Source organism: Thioalkalicoccus limnaeus (assembly GCF_041197575.1).
Taxonomy (GTDB): Bacteria; Pseudomonadota; Gammaproteobacteria; order Chromatiales; family Chromatiaceae; genus Thioalkalicoccus; species Thioalkalicoccus limnaeus.
In genome coordinates this window covers 36947-58831 of record NZ_JBDKXB010000015.1, presented here as the reverse complement: position 1 = coordinate 58831, position 21885 = coordinate 36947, and the positions used below count along the sequence as shown (strand labels likewise).

Sequence of the window (21885 nt, the reverse complement as noted above, 5' to 3'; positions counted from 1 at the left end):
CGCCGCTGCGGATCGAAGATCGACACCCGATTGCGCCGAGTTGCCCGTTACGACGGCTCAGCGCGAGCCTGCTCCGATGGCATTGGTTAGAGGGAGGTCGCCGTCGAGCCGACAAAGACGTCTTCGCGGCGTCTCGTGCCGCGGGCCGGCAAGTTCCTCCTGAGCGCTCAGGGCCGTGATGGCGGGCCTTGCAGGCCGGGCAGGAGTTCGGCGAAGCGGCGGATCGCTGGGATGTCGCTGTTCAGTGTCCGTACCGGCCGCTTCGAATCGGGTTCCGACACCGCGAGGAGCCAGCGAAAACCGTAGAGGCGGGCCGCTTGGAGCACGGTTTCGTTGTCGTCGACGAACAGGGTCCGTTCCGGGTCGAAGGGTTCGATGGCCTGGACGCGTTCCCAGAATCCCGGTGTTTCCTTCGCCGCCGCGAGGTCGTGTGCACACACAACACGGTCGAGATGACCGGCGAGGCGGGTTCTTTCCAGCTTCAGGGCGAGCGATTTTTGGTGGGCGTTCGTGACGAGCACCCGGCGCTTGCCTCGGTTCGCTAGCGCGGCGAGAAATTCGGGCACATGCGGGTGGACGGCGATCAGGTGCTCGACCTCCTGTTTCAGCATGACGATATCGAGCCCAAGTGTCTGGCTCCAATGATCGACGCAATACCACTCTAGCGTGCCTTCGACATCCCGGTAGCGGGCGAGCAGCGCCTCGCGCGCCTCGGCAAATTGGAGGCCGTTGGTGTCGGCGTAACGGCGCGGTACGTGTTCGAGCCAGAAGTGGTTGTCGAAGTGCAGATCGAGCAGGGTGCCGTCCATGTCGAGGAAGACGGTGTCGATCGCCGACCAGTCGATGGCGGTTGGCATCTCCGGGTGGTCCTGGGGTCGAAAGGCGATGTTTCTTATCGTCTCCGGCCCGGGAGGCGGCTGTCAACCGCGTCGGGTGTGGGGCGACGCGGCACCTGGGCGATGCCGGATTCCCGCGACGACTCGCCGATCAGGGGTTGGTTATCGGGTCGCCGCGTGGTCAAGGCGGCCTGCCAAGCCGTGCGTTTTTCGGCAAGCGTCATCCCGGCATGGGCCGGACTGGTCGAGGGTAGGCGCCGGGTCGCAATCGCCTGCATCGTCGGATCGAGCTCGGGCCACACGCGCCGCCGGAATTCGCGTTCGGCGGTGGCGCCGTTGAAGGCGATCAGACGAATCCCCGGGTGAGCGCCCAACAAGCGTCCGATCTCGTTGACGCGGATGCTCGCCGGATGGATGCCGGCGTCGAGGCTGCCGCGTCGTTCGCACTCGGCCAAAACGTCCCACAGCGCGATGCCGTTGGCGATCAGGACCGCCAAACGCGCCGCGTAGTCGAGATCGGCGGGTGCCCCGAGCAGCCTCATCATGATCGGCCAGAAGCCGTTGCGTGGATGCCCATAGTATTGCCCGAGCCGCAGGGAGGCCGCGCCCGGCATCGAACCGAGGATCAATAGGCGCGGCTGGCCGCCGATGACCGGCGGGAAGGCGACGCAGCGTTCGGCCATCGGTCAGGCGTTCGCGGCGCGACCGGCTGGGCTGGCCTCGGCCAGCTCGGCGATGCGCCGCGGCAGACCACCGAGGACCAAGCGGTGAAGTGGCGACATCGCATACCAGTAGAGCAATCCCCAGACTCCGGCCGGATGCCAATAGGCCGTGGTCTCGATCTGGGTGCGCCCATCGGGCAGCGGTTGCAGCGCGAATTCGAGCACGCCGGCACCGGGGGCCCGCATCCCGAATCGCAGCGTGAGCCGGCGCTCGGGCTCGATCGCGACGACCCGCCAGGAGTCGATCATGTCGCCGATGCGCAGCTCGGACTCGTGGCGTCGCCCATGGCGCAGACCCGGTCCCCCGATCAGCCAATCGACGACCTCGCGCGCGCGCCACAGGCCATTGAGATAGTAGTAGCCACGGTGGCCGCCGATCCGGGCCACCTGATCCCAGACGGCCGCGACCGGGGCCTCGGCCGTCGCGCTGCCGCTCGCGCGTTTCGCGTAGAAGCCGTAATCGGGCCGGTAATCGCGGAACATCAGCGCGCCCTCGGTCCAGCGCGAGGCCACCGCGTTCGCGCGCTCGGCGGCGAGCGTCGCCTCGACCGCGGCGCGAAAGCCGAGCAGCGCTTGCGGCACCAGCTCGCGGGCCGCCCGGTCATCAGCGACGATGTCATGCGCCAACCCCTCGATCAGCGCCCGGGCGATGTTGGTCGGCACCGAGGTCACGAGTCGCAACCATTTCGCCGACAGGCCCGGGGTCAGCAGCGGCACCGGGATGATCACGAGCGGCTTGCCGAGGATCCGCGCGAGTTCGCGCATCATGTCGCCGTAACAAAGCACCTCGGGACCGCCGACGTCGTAGATGCCGCCGGCCGTCGCCGGGTGCTGCGGCAGCCGGTACAGGTACTCCAGCAGGTTGTCGAGCGCGATCGGCGGGGCCTTGGACTTGACCCAGCGCGGCGTGATCATGAGCGGTAGATAGCTGACCAGATCACGCATCACCTCGAAGGCGGCCGAACCCGGACCGACGATGATCCCGGCCCGGATCTCGGTGACCGGAACCGGGCCTTGGCGCAGATGCTCCCCCGTGTCCCGGCGGGACACCAGGTGCTCGGAGTCGGCATCGGGGGGCACCAGCCCGCCGAGATAGACGATACGCGCGACGCCGGCGGCGGCCGCGGCGCGCGCGAAATGATCGGCGGCCTCCAGATCGAGCTGGCCGAAGCTTCGGCCGGCGGCCATCGAGTGCACCAGGTAGTAGGCGATCTCGACCCCCTCGAGCGCGGCGGGCAGCGTCTCGGATTTCAGTGCGTCGGCGGTGACCAGCTCGACCCCGTCCCAGCCGCGGCCCGCGAGCACCTCGCTGTTACGCGCCGCGGCCCGCACCTTGACTCCGCGGGTGCTCAGATAAGGCACCAAGTTAGACCCGATATAGCCGGTTGCACCAAAGACGAGCGTCGTCACCATCAACCTCCGTTTGGGCGGCGGCGCCGGTCAACGCGTTCAACCGCGGGCGTCGAACGCGATCAGGGCACCTCGACCGCTGAGCCAGGTGGCATTTGTCCGCGATTCCTCTATATTAGGCGGCCTTGGCCGATTTGCCACGGCGACCTCACAATCTCAGGGACCTACGCCGCGCGATGTCACACGAACCACCACCGCAGAGACTCGGCCCCGTCACCCTCGCGCCGACCATCTCCCGCACCAACGGCTGGACCTTTCTCTACGCCGCCTTCGTGTCGATCGGACTGCTGACCTTCATTACGATCGGTCAGACTTACATCCTCAACGAACATCTTCAGATCCCGATCGAGGAGCAGGGCCGGATCAGCGGCCAACTGGTGTTCTGGACCGAGATCGTCGCGCTGCTGTTCTTCATCCCGGCCGGGATGCTGATCGATCGGATCGGCCGGCGCCCGATCTATGTCGCGGGTTTGCTGTTGCTGGCGCTGACCTACATCCTCTATCCGTTGGCCAACTCGACGTTCGAGTTGTTCGTGTTCCGCACGATCTACGCGTTGGGCATCGTTGCGGTCGCAGGCGGCCTGTCGACGGTGCTTGCCGACTATCCGGCCGAACATTCGCGCGGCAAGCTGGTCGCCCTCGTCGGCGTGCTGAACGGGCTCGGGATCGTCTTCATCAACCAGGGTTTCGGGTTGTTGCCGGAGTTCTTCACAGGAAAGGGATTCAGTGGCACCGAGGCCGGGCTCTACACGCACCTGATCATCGCCGCTCTGGCCGGTGTCTCGGCGATCGTCATCGCGCTGGGCCTGAAGGGCGGCACCCCGGTCGTCAAGACCGAGCGGCCGCCGTTTCGCGAGCTGATCGTTACTGGTTTCTCTGAGGCCCGCAACCCGCGCATCCTGCTCGCGTACGGCGCGGCCTTCGTCGCCCGTGGCGATCAGTCGATCAACGCGACCTTTCTCGTCCTGTGGGGGACGACGGCGGCGATCGCGACCGGTATGAATTCGGCCGAAGCGATCAAACACGGGACCTTCATCTTCATCATGACCCAGATCGCCGCGCTGATCTGGGCACCGATCATGGGGCCCGTGATCGACCGCATCAACCGGGTCACCGCGCTGGCGATCTGCATGGCCCTGGCCGCGCTCGGTAACCTGGCGGTGATACTGTTGGACAATCCGCTGGCGTCCTATGGCATCTTTTTCTTCATCCTGCTTGGCATCGGTCAGATCAGCGTGTTCCTGTCCGCGCAGTCGCTCATCGGGCAGGAAGCGCCGATGGCCAAACGCGGGACCGTGCTCGGTGCCTTCAACATCAGCGGGGCGCTCGGAATCCTCATGATCACCTCGAGTGGCGGCTACCTGTTCGATGTGATCGATCCCCGTGCGCCCTTCGTCGTCGTCGGTTGCATCAATCTGTTGCTGATGGCGGCGAGCGTCTACGTGCGCCTCAGTGCCCCGGGCGACATCCTGCTGGCGCCTCACGCGCGGCCGGAGGATCCCGCCGACCGTTAGCGGTGGTCGTGCAACCTCGCTGGGATCTTGGATCACGTCCCCGCAATGGGGCTATTTTCCGCTGGAACGGGCGCGCAGGGCGCCCGTGAGACGTAAAGAGGCGCACTCGTCGGTCGGGAAAACGCAGCGCATCCCGATATCGCAGCACTCGTAGGTCGGGAGAGCGCAGCGCATCCCGACATCGAAGCCCGCGTCTTACCGCGTGTTTTCGAATCGTACCTTAGTGGGTCACCCAGCGACCTCGCTGTCGTCGTGGTTTACGTCCCCGCGACGGGGGGCTATTCTCCACTGGAGCGGGCGCGAAGGGTGGTGCTCGTGAGACGAAAGAAGATCGTGTCCGAGACCATGTATCCCGGGCCGAACCCAAACCACCGGGAGCAACTCCGTGATACGTTCCCTGCGCTTGATTCTCCTGGCCGGTCTGCACCTGGCCGTGGCTATCGGTTTCGTCGCGATCGCATCCGCCGAGTCCCCCCCGCGCGGCGCTGTCGCCGAGCCCCCGCCGAGCCCCTTGCAGGTCTCGGGCCCGCTGACCGGCGGCACCGCCGACCACACGAAGTTCGAGATCCTGCAACAGCCGTTCACGGACGGCCCATCGGTCACCAAGGCCTGCCTGAGTTGTCACACGGAAGCCGGGCAGCATTTCATGCAGAACATTCACTGGCGTTGGGAATACAAGAACCCCGATACCGGGCAGATCCTCGGCAAGAAGCACCTGGTTAACAATTTCTGCACCAACGCCCGCGGCAACGAGGGGATGTGCGCCCAGTGCCATGCCGGCTACGGTTGGCGCGACGAGGACTTCGATTTCACCGACGAGACGAACATCGACTGCCTCGTCTGTCACGATACGACCGGTTCCTATTTCAAGACGCCGAACAGCGAAGGACACCCGGCCTGTGCGGTCATGTTCGAGGACATGCCGCCGCTGAACCTGTCTTGGGTGGCGCGCAATGTCGGTCTGCCGCGGCGGGCGAACTGCGGAAGTTGCCATTTCCATGGCGGTGGCGGCGACAACGTCAAGCACGGCGACCTGTCGAGTGCGATGGTCGACCCCCCGCGCGAACTCGATGTCCACATGGCTGCCGGCGGGCTGAATTTCGCCTGCACCGCATGCCATGTGACGACGCGACACATCTGGGCCGGCAGCCGTTATCGCGTGATCGCGAAGGACACCGAAGGCACCGGTCGACCGGGTCAGCGGCGCGACGTGGCCACCTGCGAATCCTGCCACGGCCTGGCGCCGCATCCGGTGACCTCGGTGGCCAACTTCAAGCTCAACGACCACATCTCCAGCATCGCCTGCCAGACCTGTCATATCCCGGAGTACGCCCGCGGCGGCGTGGCGACCATGACCGATTGGGATTGGCGAACCGCCGGCCGGGTTCGCGACGGCGAGGGCTATTACGAAAAGGGCTATGTCCAAGGCAACGGCGAAAAGCGCTATACCTACAAATCGATCAAGGGCGACTTCCGTTACGCGGAGGACTTGGTGCCGGAATACGCGTGGTTCGACGGGCAGATGCATTACACGACCATCGACACCCGTTTCGATCTCGCAGCGCAACCGATCGAGATCAACGGGTTCAGGGGTTCGCGCGGCGATCCTGCGTCACGGATCTGGCCTTTCAAACCGATGCGCACCTGGCAGCCGGTGGATCTCGGCAACGGCACCCTGGTCTATGCCCACCTATGGGGCGAGGACGAGGCGGCCTATTGGGGCGGGTACGACATGGGTGTGTCGATCGAGCAGGGCATGAAGGATTTCGGCCTCGACTATTCGGGTCAGTACGGGTATGCCGAGACCCTGTCCTGGTGGCCGATCACGCACATGGTTGCCCCGAAGGAAGACGCGCTGGCCTGTCGTGATTGCCACGCCGCAGACGGACGGCTTGCGGGCCTCGACGGTGTCTATCTGCCCGGCCGCGATCGCCACGGCTTGCTCGATGTCATCGGCATCTTGGCGGTTCTCGGCACCTTGCTCGCGATTTTGGTTCATGCCTTGATACGTCGTTTCACCAACCGGGGACAGCAACATGATGGTCACGCGTGAGGTCCTGATCTTCGGGCGCTTCGAGCGCTTCTGGCACTGGGCGCAGATGGTGTTGATCCTGGTGCTGATGTTCACGGGTTTCGGCCTGCACGGCTTTCATGGACTTCTGGATTTCGAGACAGCGGTGACCCTGCACACCTATGCTGCATTCGCCCTGTTGGTGCTCTGGGCCTTCAGCGTCTTCTGGCTGTTCACGACCGAGACCTGGCGACACTTCCTGCCGACCGGCGTGGGCCTGTGGAAGGTCCTGCGTTTCTATAGCTATGGGATCTTCCAGGGCGAGCGCCATCCGTATCGCAAGGCCTTCTGGCGCAAGCACAATCCGCTTCAGGCGCTGGCCTATCTGATGTTGAAGATCGTGCTCTTTCCGCTGATCTGGGTGACCGGGATCGCCTATATGGTCTATTTCCTGTGGCGCGACCTGCCGCACGCGAGCGCCTGGCTCGAGGGCATCGCGCTGGTTCATACCGGCGCCGCCTTCGCGATCCTGGTCTTCGCGCTGATCCACGTGTATATGCTGACCACGGGTCACTCGTTCCGGGAGCATGTGCGTCCGATGCTGACCGGTTTCGACAAGGTGGAATTGACGCCGGAAGAGGTGGCTTATCTCGAAAAGGATCAGCCGGCGATGATCCGCTGACGGAGCCCATCGCCGGCCTTCGTCTGCGACATCTCAGCGGGACGCGGGTCGGCCGGCGACATCCGCCGGGCGGCCGAGGGGTTCGGCGGGCCGGCGGCCGGGGTCAGCCTTCGGTCGTCGCGAAATCGGCCGCGCCGCACTCCTGTTTCAGCGCGGTGATCCAGGCTTGCTGCGCGGCCCGGCGGCGACGCTGAACGAGAAAGGCGCGGATCTGTTCGCGGATCTCGGCCAGACTCGGCGACGCGGCCGGCAGGACCCGGTCGCAACGCAGCAGGTGCAGACCGATCTCGCTTTCGATCGGACCGGCGATCTCCCCTTCAACGAGACGGAATAGCACCCGGTCGAGTTCCGGGTACAGTTGCCCACGAGCCACGGTCCCGAGCTGTCCGCCAGACAGCGCGCTTGGGCACTCCGAATGACGTCGGGCGAGATCGGCGAAGCTCTCCGGGTCGAGCTCGAGCGCTGCGGCCAGCGCCTCGCTGCGGGCCAGCGCGACGGCGCGCTGGTTTTCGGCGAAGGCGGCGTTGATCGTGATCAGGATCTGGCTGACGGTGCGCCGCTCGGGGCGGGCGAAGCGCTCGGGCGCTCGGGCGTGGAATTGGCGGATTTCGTCGTCGGTGACCAGGGCGTGCCGCGCCCCGACTCGGCGCATCACGGCGTCGAAGACCAGCTCTCGACGCAGGGCCGCGCGCAGCGCTGGTTCGTCGAGACCGTTGCGCGCGAGATCCTCGGCCATCTCGGCCGGGTCGGCATACCGGGTCGTGATCGCGGCGACCGATGCATCGAGTTCTCCCTCGGAGATAACGACCCCGCCGGCCTCGGCCGAGGCCAGGACCATGGTCTCCAGTCGCAGGCTCTGATCGGCCTGGCGGGCGGCCCGCGCGAGCTCATCTGGCTCGAGATGGGCCGGGTCGCGACCATGGCGCTCGGTGGCGGCGCGCAGCAGATGGTAGCGATAGGCCGGCGATCGCGCGGTCGCGGGCCGAACGGTGGACGTCATAGGGCGGCCTCCTCGGCGTCATGGGGCCAGGTCAGGGCGGTCTCCGCTACCTGAAGCGTCCCGCGCCCGGCGAAATGGACGTGGTAACAGACACCTCGATCCTGGTCACGGATCACCTTGATGACCTCGCCGACCTCGCCGGGCTCGACCAGGACCCGACCGCTCCGCCCCAGGGGTCTGGCCGCGGCAACCAACTCCCGGGACTCGAAACGGCTGGCGATCCAGGGGTCGTCGGCGGCCTGCAGTTCTTCCTCGCGGCAGCCGACGACCAGATCGACGTCGAGGAAATGGACCGAGTAGATGATCTGATCCTGCAGGAAGGTTCCGATATCCCGGACATGGCCGACCAGGCCGCGCCGGACCAGCAGGGCTCCACGCGCCGAGCCGGGAAAGGTGCCGTCGTTGCGGACGTTGCGCCGCACGCGCACCTCGTCGCCATAGTCAAACCTGGGACGCATCGGAGCGCTGCTCGGCGAGTTTGCCAAAGGTCACGTTGACCGAGCGTGGCGGGCGGGGTTGAAACACCCGAAAGACCTTCTCGGTGCGCGCATCCGAGATCAGGAAATCCCGGTAGGCCCAGCCCAGCCGTTCGGCGTAGAGATTCCAACGGATTGCGGCCTGGTCTGGCATCTCGTCGATCTCGGCGAGGTAGTCGTGGAAGCGCTGCAGGATATGCAGGCGGTAGACCTGGACCACCGCCGGCTCGTAATGGATACCGAAATAGTCGAGAAAGTCCTCGGCGCTGGTCAGTTCGCTCAGGTCTTGTTCAAGTTCGTCGTCGGTCATATCGGTCTCCGATCGGGTCATGGTCAGAAGATAGGGGCCGTCGCTGCGACGCGGTGCCGGATCGTTTCGTCCTTGACCGCGGCTGGATCGTTTGGCCGCTCGAGCCTGCCCAACGACCAGGCGTGGTTCGATGGCGCGCGCCGGACCTCGCGCAGGAAGCGTTTCAAGGCTGCGGCCTTGGGCGGGCGCTTGGTCCGTGTAACGTAGCGGCGGACCAGCGGCAGCAGCCGTTCCGCCTCGGCTGGGTCGAGGTCCATCTGCAACAGATCGGCGTAGGCGCGGCGCACGCCTTGACGCCCCGAATGCTTGCCGAGAACCAGTTGGTGGCGGCGTCCGATCTCGCTGGGGTCGACGCCCTGATAATTCAGCGGGTCCTTGATCAGCCCATCGACATGAATGCCCGACTCGTGCGTGAAGGCCCCGGCCCCGACCAGGCTCTTGTGCCAGGCGACGGGCCGGCCGGAGGCCCGGGCCACCAGCCGCGACAAGGCCGAGAACCCGCCCAGCTCGACGCCGGTCGCGATCCCGTGAAGGTGTTTCAGGCCCATGACGACCTCCTCGAGCGGCGCATTGCCGGCCCGCTCGCCGAGGCCATGGACCGTGGTGTTGATGTGGGTCGCACCGCCCCGCGCCGCGGCCAGGCTGTTCGCGGTCGCGAGACCCAGGTCGTCGTGGGCGTGCATCTCGATCTCCAGGTCGACGATCGCGCGAAGTTCACGGATTCGCTCGAACAGGCCGAAGGGCTCCATGAGGCCCAGCGTATCGGCGAATCGCAGCCGGCGGGCGCCGGCCTTTTGCGCCGTCTCGGCGACCCGCCACAGGAATTCGACATCGGCCCGCGACGCATCCTCGGCACCGACGCAGACCTCGAGCCCTAGATCCATGGCTGCCGCCACCTGCTGCTCGATTTGTCGCAGCACCCAGGCGCGATCCCTGCGCAGCTTGCCGGCGATCTGCTGATCCGAGACCGGTATCGACAGGTCGATCAAGGCGACGCCGAGATCGGCGCAATGTCGAAGGTCATCGGCACGCATTCGGCTCCAGACCATCAGGCGCGCCCGCAGGCCCAGATCGGCGACGGCGCGGATCGATTCGCGCTCCTCGTCGCCCATCGCCGGGATGCCGACCTCGAGTTCCGGGACCCCGAGCGCGTCGAGCCCCTGCGCGATCGCGAGCTTCTCGCCGAGCGAAAAGGCGACACCGGCCGACTGCTCGCCATCGCGTAGCGTCGTGTCGTTGATCGTGACGATGGGTCGATTTTGGTGCATCGAGGGGGCTCCCGCGGTTCTATAGCGGGAGGCATGCAAAACACGGACCATCTCTGGGCCTTCGCGGCCGGCCCGCGGCACTGCGGCGGTTCAGCCGGCCGCGGGCACCTGTTGCTCTCTTCGTGACAGCGCTTGGCTGACCACCTGTCGGCTTTGCGACAAGCCCCCGCCCAGTCAAGCATCCCTTGCCCGTGAGGGATGCGCTTCGGGTCAGATCGCGTCGCGCCTCGGTTGCACGTTCGGGGCTTGCCCGTGACGCATCAGCGCGGCAACGGCGGCGATCAGGGCCATCAGGAAGCCGACCAGTGCGGCGTTGGCGAGCGAAAGGCCAAGAAACTGCGGACCCATCTCGTCACAGAAGCCGGTCGCGAGGAACAGCAGCGGTTGCCATTCGCCGAGCCGTTCGACGAGGCGCTCGATGAGCGTGGGTTCCGCACCCACACACGAGAAGTCCATCGATGGCGGTTGACGCTCCAGAAAGCTCTGGTAGAGGGCCGTGGCGAGCCCGGCAGCGGCCGTCAGCGCCACGGCGAAGCCCAGGATCCGTCCGCCACGACCGGTGGCAAACAGCGCTGCGGTCAGCGCCAGGACAGCCAGTATCATGAACAGCAGGCGCTGGAAGATGCACAGATGGCAAGGATGCAGGTTGAACCACTCGGTCAGGCCGATGCTCAGCAGCACGACACCGCCTGCCCCCAAAGCTATGCTTGACCAGATCAGGCGAGGGGTGGGCACGGGCATGGCGGAACTCCATTGGAGAGGGGGTTCAGAATCATCGTCGACGGGCCTTCGGACCCGGAAATCGTACGGCGGTTCGCGCGAGACACGGACCGCTGTTCGGTCCACGGCCGCGTCGGGCGACCCAATGTAACCTGACCAAGAAGGCGTTGCGAGGTCGCCGGGATATCTGTGAATATGATTTGCGGTATATTCTAGAGATCGTATTCTTTGGCGAAAAGGCTCTTTCACGGCGAGGACTTCGAGATGCGTATAGGTGATTTCATGAGCCCGGATCCGTGCTGCGTGACGCCGGATACGCCAATCCAGGAGGTCGCGCGACTGCTGGTGCAGCAACGGATCAACGGTGTGCCCGTCATCGACGATCAGGGTCGACTGGTCGGTATCGTGACCTCCGGCGATCTGACTCACCGGCTCGCGGACGAGCGGATCGAGGAGCGCGAGGCCTGGTGGAAGGAGTCCTATTACCGCTCGCCGGTCCGCGACGCCTCGAACAATGGGCCGAATCGGACCTCCGGTCGCACCGCGGGCGAGGTCATGACGCGCAAACCGGTGACATTGACGCCGGACGACGACATGACGGTCGCGGCCCGCATGTTTCTCGAGCACCGGGTGCAGGCCCTGCCGGTGACCGAGGATGACCGCCTGGTCGGGCTGGTGTCGCGTTTCGATCTGCTCCGCTGCCTGGCCGACGACCCCGATTGCTGCAATCCGTTTCGGGCCGACCCCTGACCCTGCGCCTGGTGGCCGGTCGCAACCCGGACCGGCCGTTGCTCGAATCGACCGCAAAAGCCTAAGGACCATCTCATGTTGTTGATAGCCCTGACGATCTTCGTCGTCACCATCACCTTCGTCATCTGGCAGCCGAAGGGGCTCGGGATCGGCTGGAGCGCGCTGGCCGGCGCGGCACTGGCACTCGCCACCGGTGTCGTGCAGTTCTCGGATGTGCCGATCGTCGTCGATATCGTCTGGAACGCGACCCTGACCTTCGTCTTCATCATCATCATCTCGTTGCTGCTCGATGAGGCCGGGTTTTTCGAATGGGCGGCGCTGCACGTGGCGCGTTGGGGGGGCGGCAGCGGGCCGCGGCTCTATGCCTTCATCGTTCTGCTCGGCGCGGCCGTCGCCGCGATGTTCGCCAACGACGGGGCGGCACTGATGTTGACCCCGATCGTGCTCGAAATGCTGTTGGCCCTCGGCTTCTCCGCCGGGGCGGCCTTCGCCTTCGTGATCGCCGCCGGCTTCATCGCCGACACGGCGAGTCTGCCGCTGGTCATCTCGAACCTCGTCAACATCGTCTCGGCAGACTTCTTCGGCATCGGTTTCCTCGAGTATGCAACCGTGATGGTCGTCGTCAATCTCGTGTCGGTCGCGGCATCGCTCGCAGTCCTGTATCTCTTCTTCCGCAAACAGATCCCGCGGACTTACGCCCTGGCCGGGCTGCGCCGTCCCGAGCAGGCGATCAAGGATCCGGCCGTGTTCAAGGCCGGGTGGGCCGTGTTGGCCTTGCTGCTGATCTCGTTCCTTGTGATCGAGCCGATGGGGGTGCCGATCTCGGCAATCGTCGGTCTTGGCGCCGCGATCCTGCTCGTTGTGGCCGCTCGCGGCCACGCGATCTCGATCCGGCGGGTCCTGGTCAGCGCCCCGTGGCAGGTCGTGATCTTCTCGATCGGCATGTACCTGGTCGTCTATGGGCTGCGCAACGCTGGTCTGACCGCCAATATCGCCGGGCTTCTGGACTGGATCGCCCAGTTCGGCATCACGGCCGCGGCGGTCGGCACTGGTTTCATCGCCGCCTTCTTGTCTTCGGTCATGAACAACATGCCGGCGGTCATGGTCGTAGCCCTGTCCATCGACGAGGCCAACACGACCGGGTTGGTCAAGGAGGCGATGATCTATGCGAATGTCATCGGCTCCGACCTCGGACCCAAGATCACGCCGATCGGGAGTCTCGCCACCCTGCTGTGGCTGCATGTCCTCGCGCGCCGCGGCATCAAGATCACCTGGGGGCAGTACTTCAAGATCGGCATCCTGATCACGCCGCCGGTGCTGCTGGTGACGCTGCTGGCACTGGCCGGCTGGCTGACGCTGATTCGGTGACCACCGCGTTCTGAATGGCCCGAACGCTGCCGTATGGCGCGATCATCGGCGGGCGTGACATCGCGGTCGCGTCGGCGAGGATGCATTCACGGCGCGTCGCCGGTGTTTGCGCGATGCTCGCGACCAGCGACACGGAGCTGGTCCTGGCCAGCGCTCGATTCGCGATGCACCGTCCTGGAACGGCGCGGTTCCGCCAGACTGGCGGTGACCAAAAGAAAACGGCCGCCGACCCCGACAGGGGGCGGCGGCCGTCCGAATCCACCGCAGCCCGAGTGATCTCGGACTGCGAGTCTCCACTGGCCTAAGCCTTACTTCGCGTCAGGCTGGGCCGGGGCCACCGGGGCGCCAGGGGCCATCGGCGCGCCGTAAGGGTAGCCGTACGGGTGACCACCGCCATAGTAGGGAGCACCACCCCAACCGTAGGGCGCACCCCAGCCATGCGGGGCGCCGTAGCCGTACGGGCCATAGCCATAGTAGTCACGATAACGGTTGTTACCGCGGCCCCAGCCACGGCCACCACCGCTCATGCTCATGTTGAAATCGCCGTAGCCGTCGCCGAACATGTCGTTGAACCAGTCGTTGCCGCCGTAACCGGGGCCACCCCAACCCGGGCCGCCCCACCAAGCGCTGGCGGAGGCGGAAACGCCCAGCAGGGCGGCGATCGCGGCGGCAGTAGCAAGCTTCTTCATACAGTTCTCCAGATATCGTTGGTTGTCGTTCGTCGTGACGAGGAGGCGTTTGCGGCGCCAACAGTTCACAAGAATATAAGAAAATTCTAAAATAGCAAGAAGCAAATATCGATGTGTTTATGCTGATTGATAGATGTCGTCTCGACTGTCGCGCTCGTCTGGTCGATGCTCGCCCGGCCCGACAGGCGCCTGGCTAAACTCGGCATGACTTTCGAGCCTTCTGGTCTTCAGTTGGAAGTGGCGGGATCCGCGACGTCGCCAGCGACTACGACCCGGTTGCGCCCTGCGGTTTTGGCGGCATACAGGGCCGCGTCGGCCCGTGCCAGGAAGGCGTCCTCGGATTCGTCGGAACGGTGCGTCGCCACGCCGATGCTCGCGGTGACGGCATTCTCGTCACCGAGCGGGCGGAGCCCGGCCATATCGGCACGCAAGCGCTCGGCGACGCGGCGCGCTTGCTCGGCGTCGGTGCCCGGGAGCAGCAGGGCCAACTCTTCGCCGCCCAAGCGCCCGGGAAAGTCGCCCGCGCGGGCCTGCTCGCGCAGCAGTGCGGCAATGGACCTGAGCACGGCATCACCGCCGGCGTGGCCAAATCGGTCATTGACCTGCTTGAAGTGGTCGAGGTCGATCATCAGCACCGACAGCGGGCGCCTCAAATGCTGGGACTGGACCACCCTCTCGCGCAATTGCTCGAAGAAATAGCGACGATTGGGCAGGCCGGTGAGTGCATCGGTGCGTGCCAGGTCGAGGATGCGCCGATTGGCCCGTCGTAGCTCGCGCAACAGATTGCCCATCTCGGTGGTCAAGCCCGACATGCGCTGCATCGCCAAGGATTCGTCGGGGTTCAAGCGCATCCCGAGCAACAAGGCATGTTCTTCGGCCAGCGGATAGGCGAATAGCAGAAATGCCTGGCCATCCCACGACACGAGTCGGTAAGGCACCGCTAGGCCTCCAGGCAGACCGGGCACGATCTCGCTCGGGTTGCCCTTCTGGGGCGGAAAGAATGCCTGCAAGGGTTGACCGCGTGGTTCGCCGGCGGCCGCTACGGCAAAGCTGAAGCCCTTGTTGTAGTCCAGGATCCGACCTGTCGCGTCGATCTCGAGCGCGACGATGTGGCCGGAGGCGAGCGCGAAATCATGGAGCGCGCGCTGGAAATCCGCGGTATCAGCCTGGTGCATGGCTGCGCGCCGCGTCGCAGTGTTCCCGCGCCCAACGGACGGCCGCGTCGCAATCCGATTGGCAGCCGTCGGCCCCCATGTCGTCCGCCAGCGTCGGCAGCCATTGGAACACCTGACCGCCGATCAGGATCTTGACCCCGGGGAGCTGTTCGCGCAGGGCGGCGATGAGCGCGCGTGTCTCGCGCAGACCGAACGCCATCGAGATCGATAGGGCAATCAGATCGGGCTGGATTTGCCTCGCCTTATCAAGGAGCGCATCGGTGGGGACATTGGCGCCGAGATAGTCGACATCCCAGCCATCGAGTTCCAGGCAGGTGGCGACCATCCAGGCGCCGATCTCGTGAAACTGGTTCACGCTGGCCGCCACCAAGGCCCGTCCACGCGCCACGTCCGGGAATGCCTCCTCGTAATAGAGCGCGGCCAGCACGCGATTGACGATCGCCGTGGCCTGGTGCTCGTCGGCGACCGAGATGCGGCCGTCCTCCCAAAGATCGCCGACCCGTTGCAAGGCCGGATAGATCAGTTGTCGAAGCAGTTCGGGCAGCGAGGCACCGCCGTCCCGGGCGTCGCGACAGAGGGCCAGAACCCGGGCATCGTCGCCCTCGAGGAGCGCGTTGCTCAGGCCTTCGAACAGTTCAGCGACAGCGGGGGCGACAGTCGGTTGCCGGGCGGCACGCTGCTCGGCCAGTTGCACGACTTGGTCGTGGTGTTCGAGCATCCAGTCGTAAATCAGGTTGATCGGTTCGGCGGTCGCCGGTAATGCCTTGGCGATGGCGCGCCGCCACAGCGCGAGTTCAGCCGGAAAATAGTCGTAGTGGACGCCGCGGGCATGATAGGCGTGATAGACCCAGGGCAGGGTGACCGCCAGTAGGTCGTAGCGTCCGCTGCTGAGGATCTCCTCGATGAACTGGGCGTGATGGCGATGGTTGTCGGCGAGCAGCGACGGCGGGTTCCCGCCGAGAAACTCCGTGTAACGCGGATGGCTGGCCAGCCCCTGGGTCACCTCGACCACGAGCGGATGCATGAGCGACCGATAGGCATCGACCGCGGCCGCAGGAACAGCTGGCAACGCGACAGCCTGGATCACCAGATCCGAGAGCCTCGCTGTTTGTTTGGTCATGGCTGCGACGAGGATTGACTCTGACTATGGGAGAAACAGGTTCAATATAAACCGGATAAGTGCCTAAGCGGGTAGCGTGACGAACCGTGTCTCGCGCGAGCCGCAACACCTGGTTCTGAAGATGCGCAACATGCCGCTAGCCCCCTGATCCGATTGCGAATCCTGGTGGTTGTTGGTTCTGACGACCCCGAGGTCAGATCGGGATCTCATGCGCAAACGACGAGCCGTACCGCTATCGCCACCCGCCGCCGCGAGCCAGATCACCTCCGCCTGCGCTGGCCGGATGGCGAGCGCATCGAGCCCCTAGCCCTCCCGGGTGATCATCCGCGCCACGACCACGGGCTGGGTCAGCAACGACTCAGCGCAGTGGCGAATCGGTCAGAGTGGCACAGGAGGCGCATTCTCGACTCGCGTTTGGTGCAGTCGGCGCAAAACCTCGATCAGGTCGTGCCAAGCCGTGCCCTTCTTGTCCGGTGAGCGCAGAAGATAGGCCGGATGATAGGTGATGTACAGCGGTCGCGGTGGTTCCCCGAATTGATGCCAGCGGCCGCGCAGCCGGCCGATCGGGGCGTCGGTGCGCAACAGGTTCTGCGCCGCGATGCGGCCGACCGCGAGGATCACGCGTGGCGCCACCAGCTCGATCTGGCGCAGCAGATAGGGCTCGCATTCCCGGGCTTCGTCCGGTCGCGGATCGCGGTTGCCCGGTGGTCGGCACTTGAGGACGTTGGCGATGAAGACCTGGTCACGGCGCAAGCCGATGGCCTGGAGCATCAGCGTGAGCAATTGTCCGGCACGGCCGACGAAGGGTTCACCGACGCGATCCTCGTCGGCGCCGGGGGCCTCGCCGATGACCATCAGATCGGCTCGGGGATCGCCGACACCGAACACCGCTTGCGTGCGGGTCTCGCACAGGGCGCAAGCGCGGCATTCGCGCACGGTGGCGCGCAGCGTCGGCCAGTCCATCGTGCTGATCGCCGACGCGGCGTCTCCGGCCGCCGGCCGGGGCGGAGCGCCGTTCGGTTGGCGCGATGCGGGTGCCTCGAGCACGGTCGCCATCGGGGCCGACGGCGCGGCCATGGGCTCGACTCGCAGCCTGGCAGCTGGTGTCGCCTCGGCTGCGGCGTCGCGGCGCTCCCAGACTTGGATGCCCATGGCCTCCAGATACGCGAGCCGGCGATCGGCATCCATGGTTCGGTTCACACGTCGGCGCTCTGTGGGTGCGCGCGCTGCTGCGGCTCGAGGATCCGATTGCAGGCGTGGATATAGGCCTTGGCCGACGCGATGACGATATCGGTGTCGGCCCCCTGGCCGTTGACGATCCGCCCGCCGCGCTCGAGGCGGACCGTGACCTCGCCCTGCGCATCGGTTCCGCTGGTGATCGCGTTGACCGAGTAGAGCTTGAGCAGGGTGCCGGTCGCGACGACCGATTCGATGGCGCGGAAGGTGGCGTCGACCGGGCCGCTGCCGCTGGCGCGGCCGGTCCGCTCGACCCCGTCGACCGCGAGCACCAGGTCCGCGATCGGTGTCTCGCCAGTCTCCGAGCAGACCCGCAGCGAGACCAGCTTGATCCGTTCGTAGGTCGCATCGAGGTTGGTGTCGGTCACCAGGGCTTGGAGGTCCTCGTCGAAGATCTCGTGTTTTTTGTCGGCCAGGTCCTTGAAGCGGGCGAAGGCGGCATTGAGCTCATCTTCCGCCGCGAAGCGGATGCCGAGCTCCTGCAGACGCGCGCGAAAGGCATTGCGGCCCGAGTGCTTGCCGAGCACCATGCGGTTCTGCGTCCAGCCGACGTCCTCGGCGCGCATGATCTCGTAGGTTTCGCGGTGCTTGAGGACGCCGTCCTGATGGATGCCAGACTCGTGGGCGAAGGCGTTGGCACCGACCACGGCCTTGTTCGGTTGGATCGCGAAACCGGTGATGCTGGAGACCAGCCGTGAACAAGGAACGATCTGCGTCGTGTCCAGGCGCGTATCGCAGTCGAACAGGTCCTGGCGCGTGCGCACGGCCATCACGATCTCTTCGAGCGCCGAGTTGCCGGCCCGCTCGCCGAGGCCGTTGATCGTGCATTCGACCTGGCGCGCTCCCTGGCGGACGGCAGCGAGCGAGTTCGCGACCGCAAGCCCCAGGTCGTTGTGGCAATGGACCGAGAAGACGGCCTGGTCGGCATTCGGCACCCGCTCGCGCAGCGCCGCGATCAGCGCGCCGAACTGATCGGGGATGTTGTAGCCGACGGTGTCGGGGATGTTGACGGTGCGTGCCCCGGCCGCGATCACGGCCTCGAGAACCCGGCACAGAAAGTCGAGCTCCGAGCGTCCGGCGTCCTCCGGCGAGAATTCGACGTCGTCAGTGTAACGGCGCGCGCGCTTGACTGCGCGCACCGCCTGCTCGACGACCTGGTCGGGCGTCATTCGCAGCTTCTTCTCCATGTGGATCGGTGAGGTTGCGATGAAGGTGTGGATTCGCGGGGCCGCGGCGCCGGACAGCGCCTGCCCGGCACAATCGATGTCCTGATCGAGCGCGCGCGCGAGGCCGCAGACGATGCTGTCGCGAACGTTATCGGCGACCGCCTTGACCGCTTCGGCATCGCCCGGGCTCGCGGCCGGGAAGCCGGCCTCGATCACATCCACCTTGAGCCGCTCCAGGGCCCGCGCGATCCGGACCTTTTCGTCGCGGGTCATCGAGGCGCCAGGACTCTGCTCGCCGTCGCGCAGCGTCGTGTCGAAAATGATCAGGTGGGACTTGTCGCTCATGGTGTCCTCGGTCAGGGTCAGCGGTTCGGTTTCCGGCCCGGCGCGACCGCGGTGACGGCCGCAAGGCGGTCCCTGCCGAGCGCCGCGCGGTCGCGCGACGCGGGCCGGCTCGAAATGGAATCATTATGCCTCTTTTTGGCGCACGGCGGCGGCGAGCCGCGGCCGATTCGACGCTTTGCGGTACCATTCGTCCCGTCGATCCCCCGTCCGGTTGCCTGCCGCCCATGTCCGACGCCCATGATCTGGAATTGCTGCTGCGCTCGACGACGCCGATCCTGCTGATCGAGTCGCGCGAGGAGCCGCGTATCGTCCAGCTTTTCACTCGACTGGCGTTGCGTCTCGGCGAGCCGGCCTTTTGCTGGACCCTGACCGATGGCCTGCGGCGGATCGAGCTCGACGGCCTCGGGCCGCAGCGCGACCTGGCGCCAGCGACCGCGGTGCTGCGGCATATCAAGGCGACATCGCAGCGCGGCCTCTATCTGTTGCTGGATCTGCACCCGTTCCTCGACGAGGCGGTCAATGTGCGCCTAATCAAGGAGATCGCGCAGGAGTACGAGCGGCTCAATCGAACCCTGGTGCTGATCAGCCATGCGCTGACGGCGCCGGACGAGGTTCGTCACCTGTGCGCGCGGTTCGATCTGCGTCTGCCGGATCGCAACCGCCTGCTGGCGCTGATCCGGGAGGAGGCGCAGGCCTGGCAGCACGCGATCGATGGGCGGGCCTTCCGCGCCAACCGCGAGGCCGTCGATCAGCTCGCGCGCAACCTCCTTGGCGTTACGGAATCCGACGCGCGCCGGCTGATCCGCAACGCGATCCGCAAGGACGGCGCGATCACGGCCGAGGATGTCCGAGAGGTGACGCGCGCCAAGTACGAGCTGCTCAGTCCCGGCGGCGTGATTGGGTTCGAATACGATCTCTCCAGCTTCGCCGAGGTCGCCGGCCTGCAAAACCTCAAGGACTGGATCGCGCGCCGTCGAGTCGGCTTGCTCGGCGGTGGCGATCCGACCGATCTCCCCAAGGGGATCATGCTGCTCGGCGTGCAGGGCGGTGGCAAGAGCCTCGCGGCGAAGGCCGTCGCCGGTCAGCTCGGGATCCCGCTGCTGCGGGTCGACTTCGGTGCCCTCTACGATAAATACTACGGCGAGACCGAGCGCAACCTGCGCCAGGCCCTTTCGACCGCCGACCTGATGGCCCCCTGCGTGCTCTGGATGGACGAGATCGAGAAGGGTCTCGCGACCGGCGGCGATCGCGACGGCCTCGGGCAGCGGGTGTTGGGCACGCTCTTGACCTGGATGGCCGAGCGCCAGACCGCGGTCTTCATCGTCGCGACCTCGAACGACATCCAACGTCTGCCCGCGGAACTGGTGCGCAAGGGACGGCTCGACGAGATCTTCTTCGTCGATCTGCCCGATGCCGAGGTCCGACGCGAGATCTTCGCGATCCACCTGCGGCGGCGCGGATTGGATCCGGACCGCTTCGATCTCGCGCGCCTGGCCGAACACAGCCGGGGCTTCACCGGTGCCGGCATCGAACAGGCGGTGGTCTCGGCCCGCTATGCGGCCAAGGAGGGCGGCGACGAGCCCACGACCGCGATGATCCTGGACGAGCTGCGGCGCACCCAGCCCTTGTCGGTGGTCATGGATGCCCAAATCGATGCGTTGCGTGGCTGGGCGCGAGGCCGGACGGTGCCGGCCCATCGCGAGCCGACGCCCGACGATGGCGATTGGTCGGACGGAACCCGCCGCGACCTTGAATCGCCCCCGGCGCCAGGCTAGTCTGGTCGCGGTTCTGGCGGTCCAATCGCGTGATGAGGTGCGACAGGTTCAAGCGCAATGGAATACAAGGACTATTACAAGATCCTCGGCGTCGCGCGCGACGCGACGCCCGACGACATCAAGCGGGCTTACCGTCGACTGGCCCGTAAGTATCATCCCGATGTCAGCAAGGAGACAGACGCCGAAGCCCGCTTCAAGGAGGTCAACGAAGCCAACGAGGTCCTCAAAGACCCCGAGAAGCGCGCGGCCTACGACGCCCTCGGGCGCGGCTGGCAGGCGGGACAGGAGTTCCATCCGCCGCCAGGCGGTGGCTTCGAGCAGCGTGAGTTCCATTTTCGACCCGAGGACATGGCCCAATTCAGCGACTTCTTCGCAAGCCTGTTCGGGCGCCGCGCGCGCGCGAGCGAGGCCCGGGCGCGGCGTGGCGAGGATCAGAACGCGCGGCTGCGCATCGGGCTGGCGGAGGCCTTCTCCGGCACCACGCGGCAACTGACGCTCTCGGAACCGGTCGTCGAGCCGAACGGCCGTCTGACGACGCGGACCAGGACCCTGAACGTGCGCATCCCGGCCGGTGTGACCCAGGGGCAGCAGATCCGCCTGGCGGGGCAGGGCGCCCCGGGGGGCGGCAGCGGAGCGGCCGGGGACCTGTACCTCGAGATCGAGCTGGACACCCACCCGTTTTTTCGTGCCGATGGCAAGGACATCCATGTCCAGGTGCCGATCGCCCCGTGGGAGGCGGCGCTCGGCGCGTCGATCCAGGTGCCGACGCTGGCCGGCCCGGTCAACCTGAAGATTCCGGCCGGCTCCCAGGGTGGGCGCCGCTTGCGGCTCAAGGGGCGGGGTCTGCCCGGTCATCCGCCCGGCGACGAATTCGTCGAGCTCGAGATCCTTGCCCCCGTAGCCCACACGGACGAACAAAAGGCCCTGTATCGCCGCATGGCCGAGACCTTCGCGTTCAATCCGCGGGCCTCACTCGGAGTCTGACGTCATGGTAAGAATGGTGATCGACATCGAGGGCGTTGTGCTCGATGAGGGCTTGATCGTCACCCTGACCGAACTGAAGCAACTCTGCGGATCGAGCGACCAGATGCTCGAATACCTGGTCGACGAAGGCGTATTGTGTCCACAGGGGCGGCGACCGGACGAATGGCGCTTCAGTGGTCGCGAGGTCCGACGCGCCCGTCGCGCGCTGCGACTGCAGCGAGACCTCGAACTGAACCCCGCCGGCACCGCACTCGCACTGGAACTGATCGAAGAGATCGAGACCCTGCGCGCCCGACTACGGGTGTTGGAGCGACGCCTGCGCTTGTGA

General features: G+C 66.0%; 21 protein-coding genes. 8 read left to right on the top strand and 13 right to left on the bottom strand.

The annotated features are described in order from the left end of the window. Nucleotides 1-167: 167 nt before the first annotated feature. From yrfG to ABC977_RS11880, 3 genes are read right to left on the bottom strand one after another with little or no spacing between them, the layout of a single operon-like run. Nucleotides 168-857: a GMP/IMP nucleotidase gene (gene yrfG, locus ABC977_RS11890; RefSeq protein ID WP_369667478.1), complete on the bottom strand. Its 690-nt coding sequence runs from the start codon at nt 855-857 to the stop codon at nt 168-170. Nucleotides 858-892: 35 nt separating this feature from the next. Beyond that, nucleotides 893-1519, bottom strand: a complete 627-nt coding sequence (locus ABC977_RS11885; protein ID WP_369667477.1) for a DNA-deoxyinosine glycosylase — start codon at nt 1517-1519, stop codon at nt 893-895. Between the two features lie 3 nt (nt 1520-1522). Continuing rightward, the gene (locus ABC977_RS11880) at nt 1523-2971 is read right to left on the bottom strand and encodes an SDR family oxidoreductase (protein ID WP_369667476.1); all 1449 of its coding nucleotides are present in this window, start codon (nt 2969-2971) and stop codon (nt 1523-1525) included. A 173-nt stretch (nt 2972-3144) separates the two neighbouring features. On the opposite strand from ABC977_RS11880, the gene ABC977_RS11875 reads away from it, so the two are divergent. From ABC977_RS11875 to ABC977_RS11865, 3 genes are all read left to right on the top strand, one after another. Then, nucleotides 3145-4482 carry an MFS transporter gene (locus ABC977_RS11875; protein ID WP_369667475.1) on the top strand — a complete coding sequence of 446 codons (1338 nt, stop codon included), beginning with the start codon at nt 3145-3147 and terminating at the stop codon, nt 4480-4482. Between the two features lie 454 nt (nt 4483-4936). Then, the gene (locus ABC977_RS11870) at nt 4937-6535 is read left to right on the top strand and encodes a tetrathionate reductase family octaheme c-type cytochrome (protein ID WP_369667508.1); all 1599 of its coding nucleotides are present in this window, start codon (nt 4937-4939) and stop codon (nt 6533-6535) included. Further along, on the top strand, nt 6522-7175 hold the full coding sequence (locus ABC977_RS11865) for a cytochrome b/b6 domain-containing protein (RefSeq protein ID WP_369667507.1): 654 nt from the start codon (nt 6522-6524) through the stop codon (nt 7173-7175). The genes ABC977_RS11870 and ABC977_RS11865 overlap by 14 nt, the downstream gene beginning before the upstream one ends. Nucleotides 7176-7278: 103 nt before the next feature. Here the strand turns inward: ABC977_RS11865 and nifM are convergent, their stop codons facing one another. The 5 genes from nifM to ABC977_RS11840 all read right to left on the bottom strand — a co-directional run bounded on the left by nifM (nt 7279) and on the right by ABC977_RS11840 (nt 10970). Then, nucleotides 7279-8175 carry a nitrogen fixation protein NifM gene (gene nifM, locus ABC977_RS11860; RefSeq protein WP_369667474.1) on the bottom strand — a complete coding sequence of 299 codons (897 nt, stop codon included), beginning with the start codon at nt 8173-8175 and terminating at the stop codon, nt 7279-7281. After that, nucleotides 8172-8633: a nitrogen fixation protein NifZ gene (locus ABC977_RS11855; protein ID WP_369667473.1), complete on the bottom strand. Its 462-nt coding sequence runs from the start codon at nt 8631-8633 to the stop codon at nt 8172-8174. Before ABC977_RS11855 ends, nifM begins: the two co-directional genes overlap by 4 nt. After that, nucleotides 8617-8961 carry a nitrogenase-stabilizing/protective protein NifW gene (gene nifW / locus ABC977_RS11850; RefSeq protein WP_369667472.1) on the bottom strand — a complete coding sequence of 115 codons (345 nt, stop codon included), beginning with the start codon at nt 8959-8961 and terminating at the stop codon, nt 8617-8619. Before nifW ends, ABC977_RS11855 begins: the two co-directional genes overlap by 17 nt. Before the next feature lie 23 nt (nt 8962-8984). Next, nucleotides 8985-10229, bottom strand: a complete 1245-nt coding sequence (gene nifV, locus ABC977_RS11845) for a homocitrate synthase (RefSeq protein ID WP_369667471.1) — start codon at nt 10227-10229, stop codon at nt 8985-8987. A 210-nt stretch (nt 10230-10439) separates the two neighbouring features. After that, entirely contained in the window at nt 10440-10970 is a 531-nt protein-coding gene (locus ABC977_RS11840) for a disulfide bond formation protein B (protein WP_369667470.1), read from the bottom strand. Nucleotides 10971-11213: 243 nt separating this feature from the next. Between ABC977_RS11840 and ABC977_RS11835 the strand changes: the two genes are divergently transcribed. Together ABC977_RS11835 and ABC977_RS11830 are read left to right on the top strand one after the other, a co-directional pair. Next, a complete protein-coding gene (locus tag ABC977_RS11835; RefSeq protein ID WP_369667469.1) occupies nt 11214-11699 on the top strand; it encodes a CBS domain-containing protein in 486 nt (161 codons plus the stop codon). Nucleotides 11700-11774: 75 nt separating this feature from the next. Beyond that, complete coding sequence (locus tag ABC977_RS11830) at nt 11775-13067, top strand: arsenic transporter (RefSeq protein WP_439849186.1); 1293 nt, start codon at nt 11775-11777, stop codon at nt 13065-13067. Between the two features lie 308 nt (nt 13068-13375). Here ABC977_RS11830 and ABC977_RS11825 read toward each other — a convergent pair whose 3' ends face one another. The 5 genes from ABC977_RS11825 to ABC977_RS11805 form a co-directional block, all read right to left on the bottom strand. Continuing rightward, nucleotides 13376-13756: a sulfur globule family protein gene (locus ABC977_RS11825; RefSeq protein WP_369667468.1), complete on the bottom strand. Its 381-nt coding sequence runs from the start codon at nt 13754-13756 to the stop codon at nt 13376-13378. A 227-nt stretch (nt 13757-13983) separates the two neighbouring features. Next, nucleotides 13984-14931 (bottom strand): GGDEF domain-containing protein, encoded by a 948-nt coding sequence (locus ABC977_RS11820; RefSeq protein WP_369667467.1) that lies wholly within the window; start codon nt 14929-14931, stop codon nt 13984-13986. Next, nucleotides 14918-16051, bottom strand: coding sequence for a cobalamin B12-binding domain-containing protein (locus ABC977_RS11815; protein WP_369667466.1), 1134 nt, complete (start codon nt 16049-16051; stop codon nt 14918-14920). Before ABC977_RS11815 ends, ABC977_RS11820 begins: the two co-directional genes overlap by 14 nt. Before the next feature lie 378 nt (nt 16052-16429). Next, nucleotides 16430-17239, bottom strand: a complete 810-nt coding sequence (locus ABC977_RS11810) for a uracil-DNA glycosylase (protein ID WP_369667505.1) — start codon at nt 17237-17239, stop codon at nt 16430-16432. Between the two features lie 8 nt (nt 17240-17247). Further along, nucleotides 17248-18798 carry a 2-isopropylmalate synthase gene (locus tag ABC977_RS11805; protein WP_369667465.1) on the bottom strand — a complete coding sequence of 517 codons (1551 nt, stop codon included), beginning with the start codon at nt 18796-18798 and terminating at the stop codon, nt 17248-17250. Nucleotides 18799-19022: 224 nt separating this feature from the next. On the opposite strand from ABC977_RS11805, the gene ABC977_RS11800 reads away from it, so the two are divergent. The 3 genes from ABC977_RS11800 to ABC977_RS11790 are packed head-to-tail and all read left to right on the top strand — an operon-like array spanning nt 19023 to nt 21885. Beyond that, the gene (locus ABC977_RS11800) at nt 19023-20573 is read left to right on the top strand and encodes an AAA family ATPase (RefSeq protein ID WP_369667464.1); all 1551 of its coding nucleotides are present in this window, start codon (nt 19023-19025) and stop codon (nt 20571-20573) included. A gap of 57 nt (nt 20574-20630) precedes the next feature. Continuing rightward, the gene (locus ABC977_RS11795) at nt 20631-21557 is read left to right on the top strand and encodes a DnaJ C-terminal domain-containing protein (RefSeq protein WP_369667463.1); all 927 of its coding nucleotides are present in this window, start codon (nt 20631-20633) and stop codon (nt 21555-21557) included. Nucleotides 21558-21561: 4 nt separating this feature from the next. Then, entirely contained in the window at nt 21562-21885 is a 324-nt protein-coding gene (locus ABC977_RS11790; RefSeq protein WP_369667462.1) for a chaperone modulator CbpM, read from the top strand.

Coding starts and splice junctions, on each gene's coding strand:
- ABC977_RS11810 (WP_369667505.1), bottom strand. CDS start 17,239: ATGGATGCCGATCGCCGGCTCGCGTATCTGGAGGCCATGGGCATCCAA.
- ABC977_RS11840 (WP_369667470.1), bottom strand. CDS start 10,970: ATGCCCGTGCCCACCCCTCGCCTGATCTGGTCAAGCATAGCTTTGGGG.
- ABC977_RS11855 (WP_369667473.1), bottom strand. CDS start 8,633: ATGCGTCCCAGGTTTGACTATGGCGACGAGGTGCGCGTGCGGCGCAAC.
- ABC977_RS11795 (WP_369667463.1), top strand. CDS start 20,631: ATGGAATACAAGGACTATTACAAGATCCTCGGCGTCGCGCGCGACGCG.
- ABC977_RS11875 (WP_369667475.1), top strand. CDS start 3,145: ATGTCACACGAACCACCACCGCAGAGACTCGGCCCCGTCACCCTCGCG.
- nifM (WP_369667474.1), bottom strand. CDS start 8,175: ATGACGTCCACCGTTCGGCCCGCGACCGCGCGATCGCCGGCCTATCGC.
- ABC977_RS11830 (WP_439849186.1), top strand. CDS start 11,775: ATGTTGTTGATAGCCCTGACGATCTTCGTCGTCACCATCACCTTCGTC.
- ABC977_RS11805 (WP_369667465.1), bottom strand. CDS start 18,798: ATGAGCGACAAGTCCCACCTGATCATTTTCGACACGACGCTGCGCGAC.
- ABC977_RS11885 (WP_369667477.1), bottom strand. CDS start 1,519: ATGGCCGAACGCTGCGTCGCCTTCCCGCCGGTCATCGGCGGCCAGCCG.
- ABC977_RS11880 (WP_369667476.1), bottom strand. CDS start 2,971: ATGGTGACGACGCTCGTCTTTGGTGCAACCGGCTATATCGGGTCTAAC.
- ABC977_RS11835 (WP_369667469.1), top strand. CDS start 11,214: ATGCGTATAGGTGATTTCATGAGCCCGGATCCGTGCTGCGTGACGCCG.
- nifV (WP_369667471.1), bottom strand. CDS start 10,229: ATGCACCAAAATCGACCCATCGTCACGATCAACGACACGACGCTACGC.
- ABC977_RS11790 (WP_369667462.1), top strand. CDS start 21,562: ATGGTAAGAATGGTGATCGACATCGAGGGCGTTGTGCTCGATGAGGGC.
- nifW (WP_369667472.1), bottom strand. CDS start 8,961: ATGACCGACGACGAACTTGAACAAGACCTGAGCGAACTGACCAGCGCC.
- ABC977_RS11865 (WP_369667507.1), top strand. CDS start 6,522: ATGGTCACGCGTGAGGTCCTGATCTTCGGGCGCTTCGAGCGCTTCTGG.
- yrfG (WP_369667478.1), bottom strand. CDS start 857: ATGCCAACCGCCATCGACTGGTCGGCGATCGACACCGTCTTCCTCGAC.
- ABC977_RS11815 (WP_369667466.1), bottom strand. CDS start 16,051: ATGACCAAACAAACAGCGAGGCTCTCGGATCTGGTGATCCAGGCTGTC.
- ABC977_RS11800 (WP_369667464.1), top strand. CDS start 19,023: ATGTCCGACGCCCATGATCTGGAATTGCTGCTGCGCTCGACGACGCCG.
- ABC977_RS11820 (WP_369667467.1), bottom strand. CDS start 14,931: ATGCACCAGGCTGATACCGCGGATTTCCAGCGCGCGCTCCATGATTTC.
- ABC977_RS11825 (WP_369667468.1), bottom strand. CDS start 13,756: ATGAAGAAGCTTGCTACTGCCGCCGCGATCGCCGCCCTGCTGGGCGTT.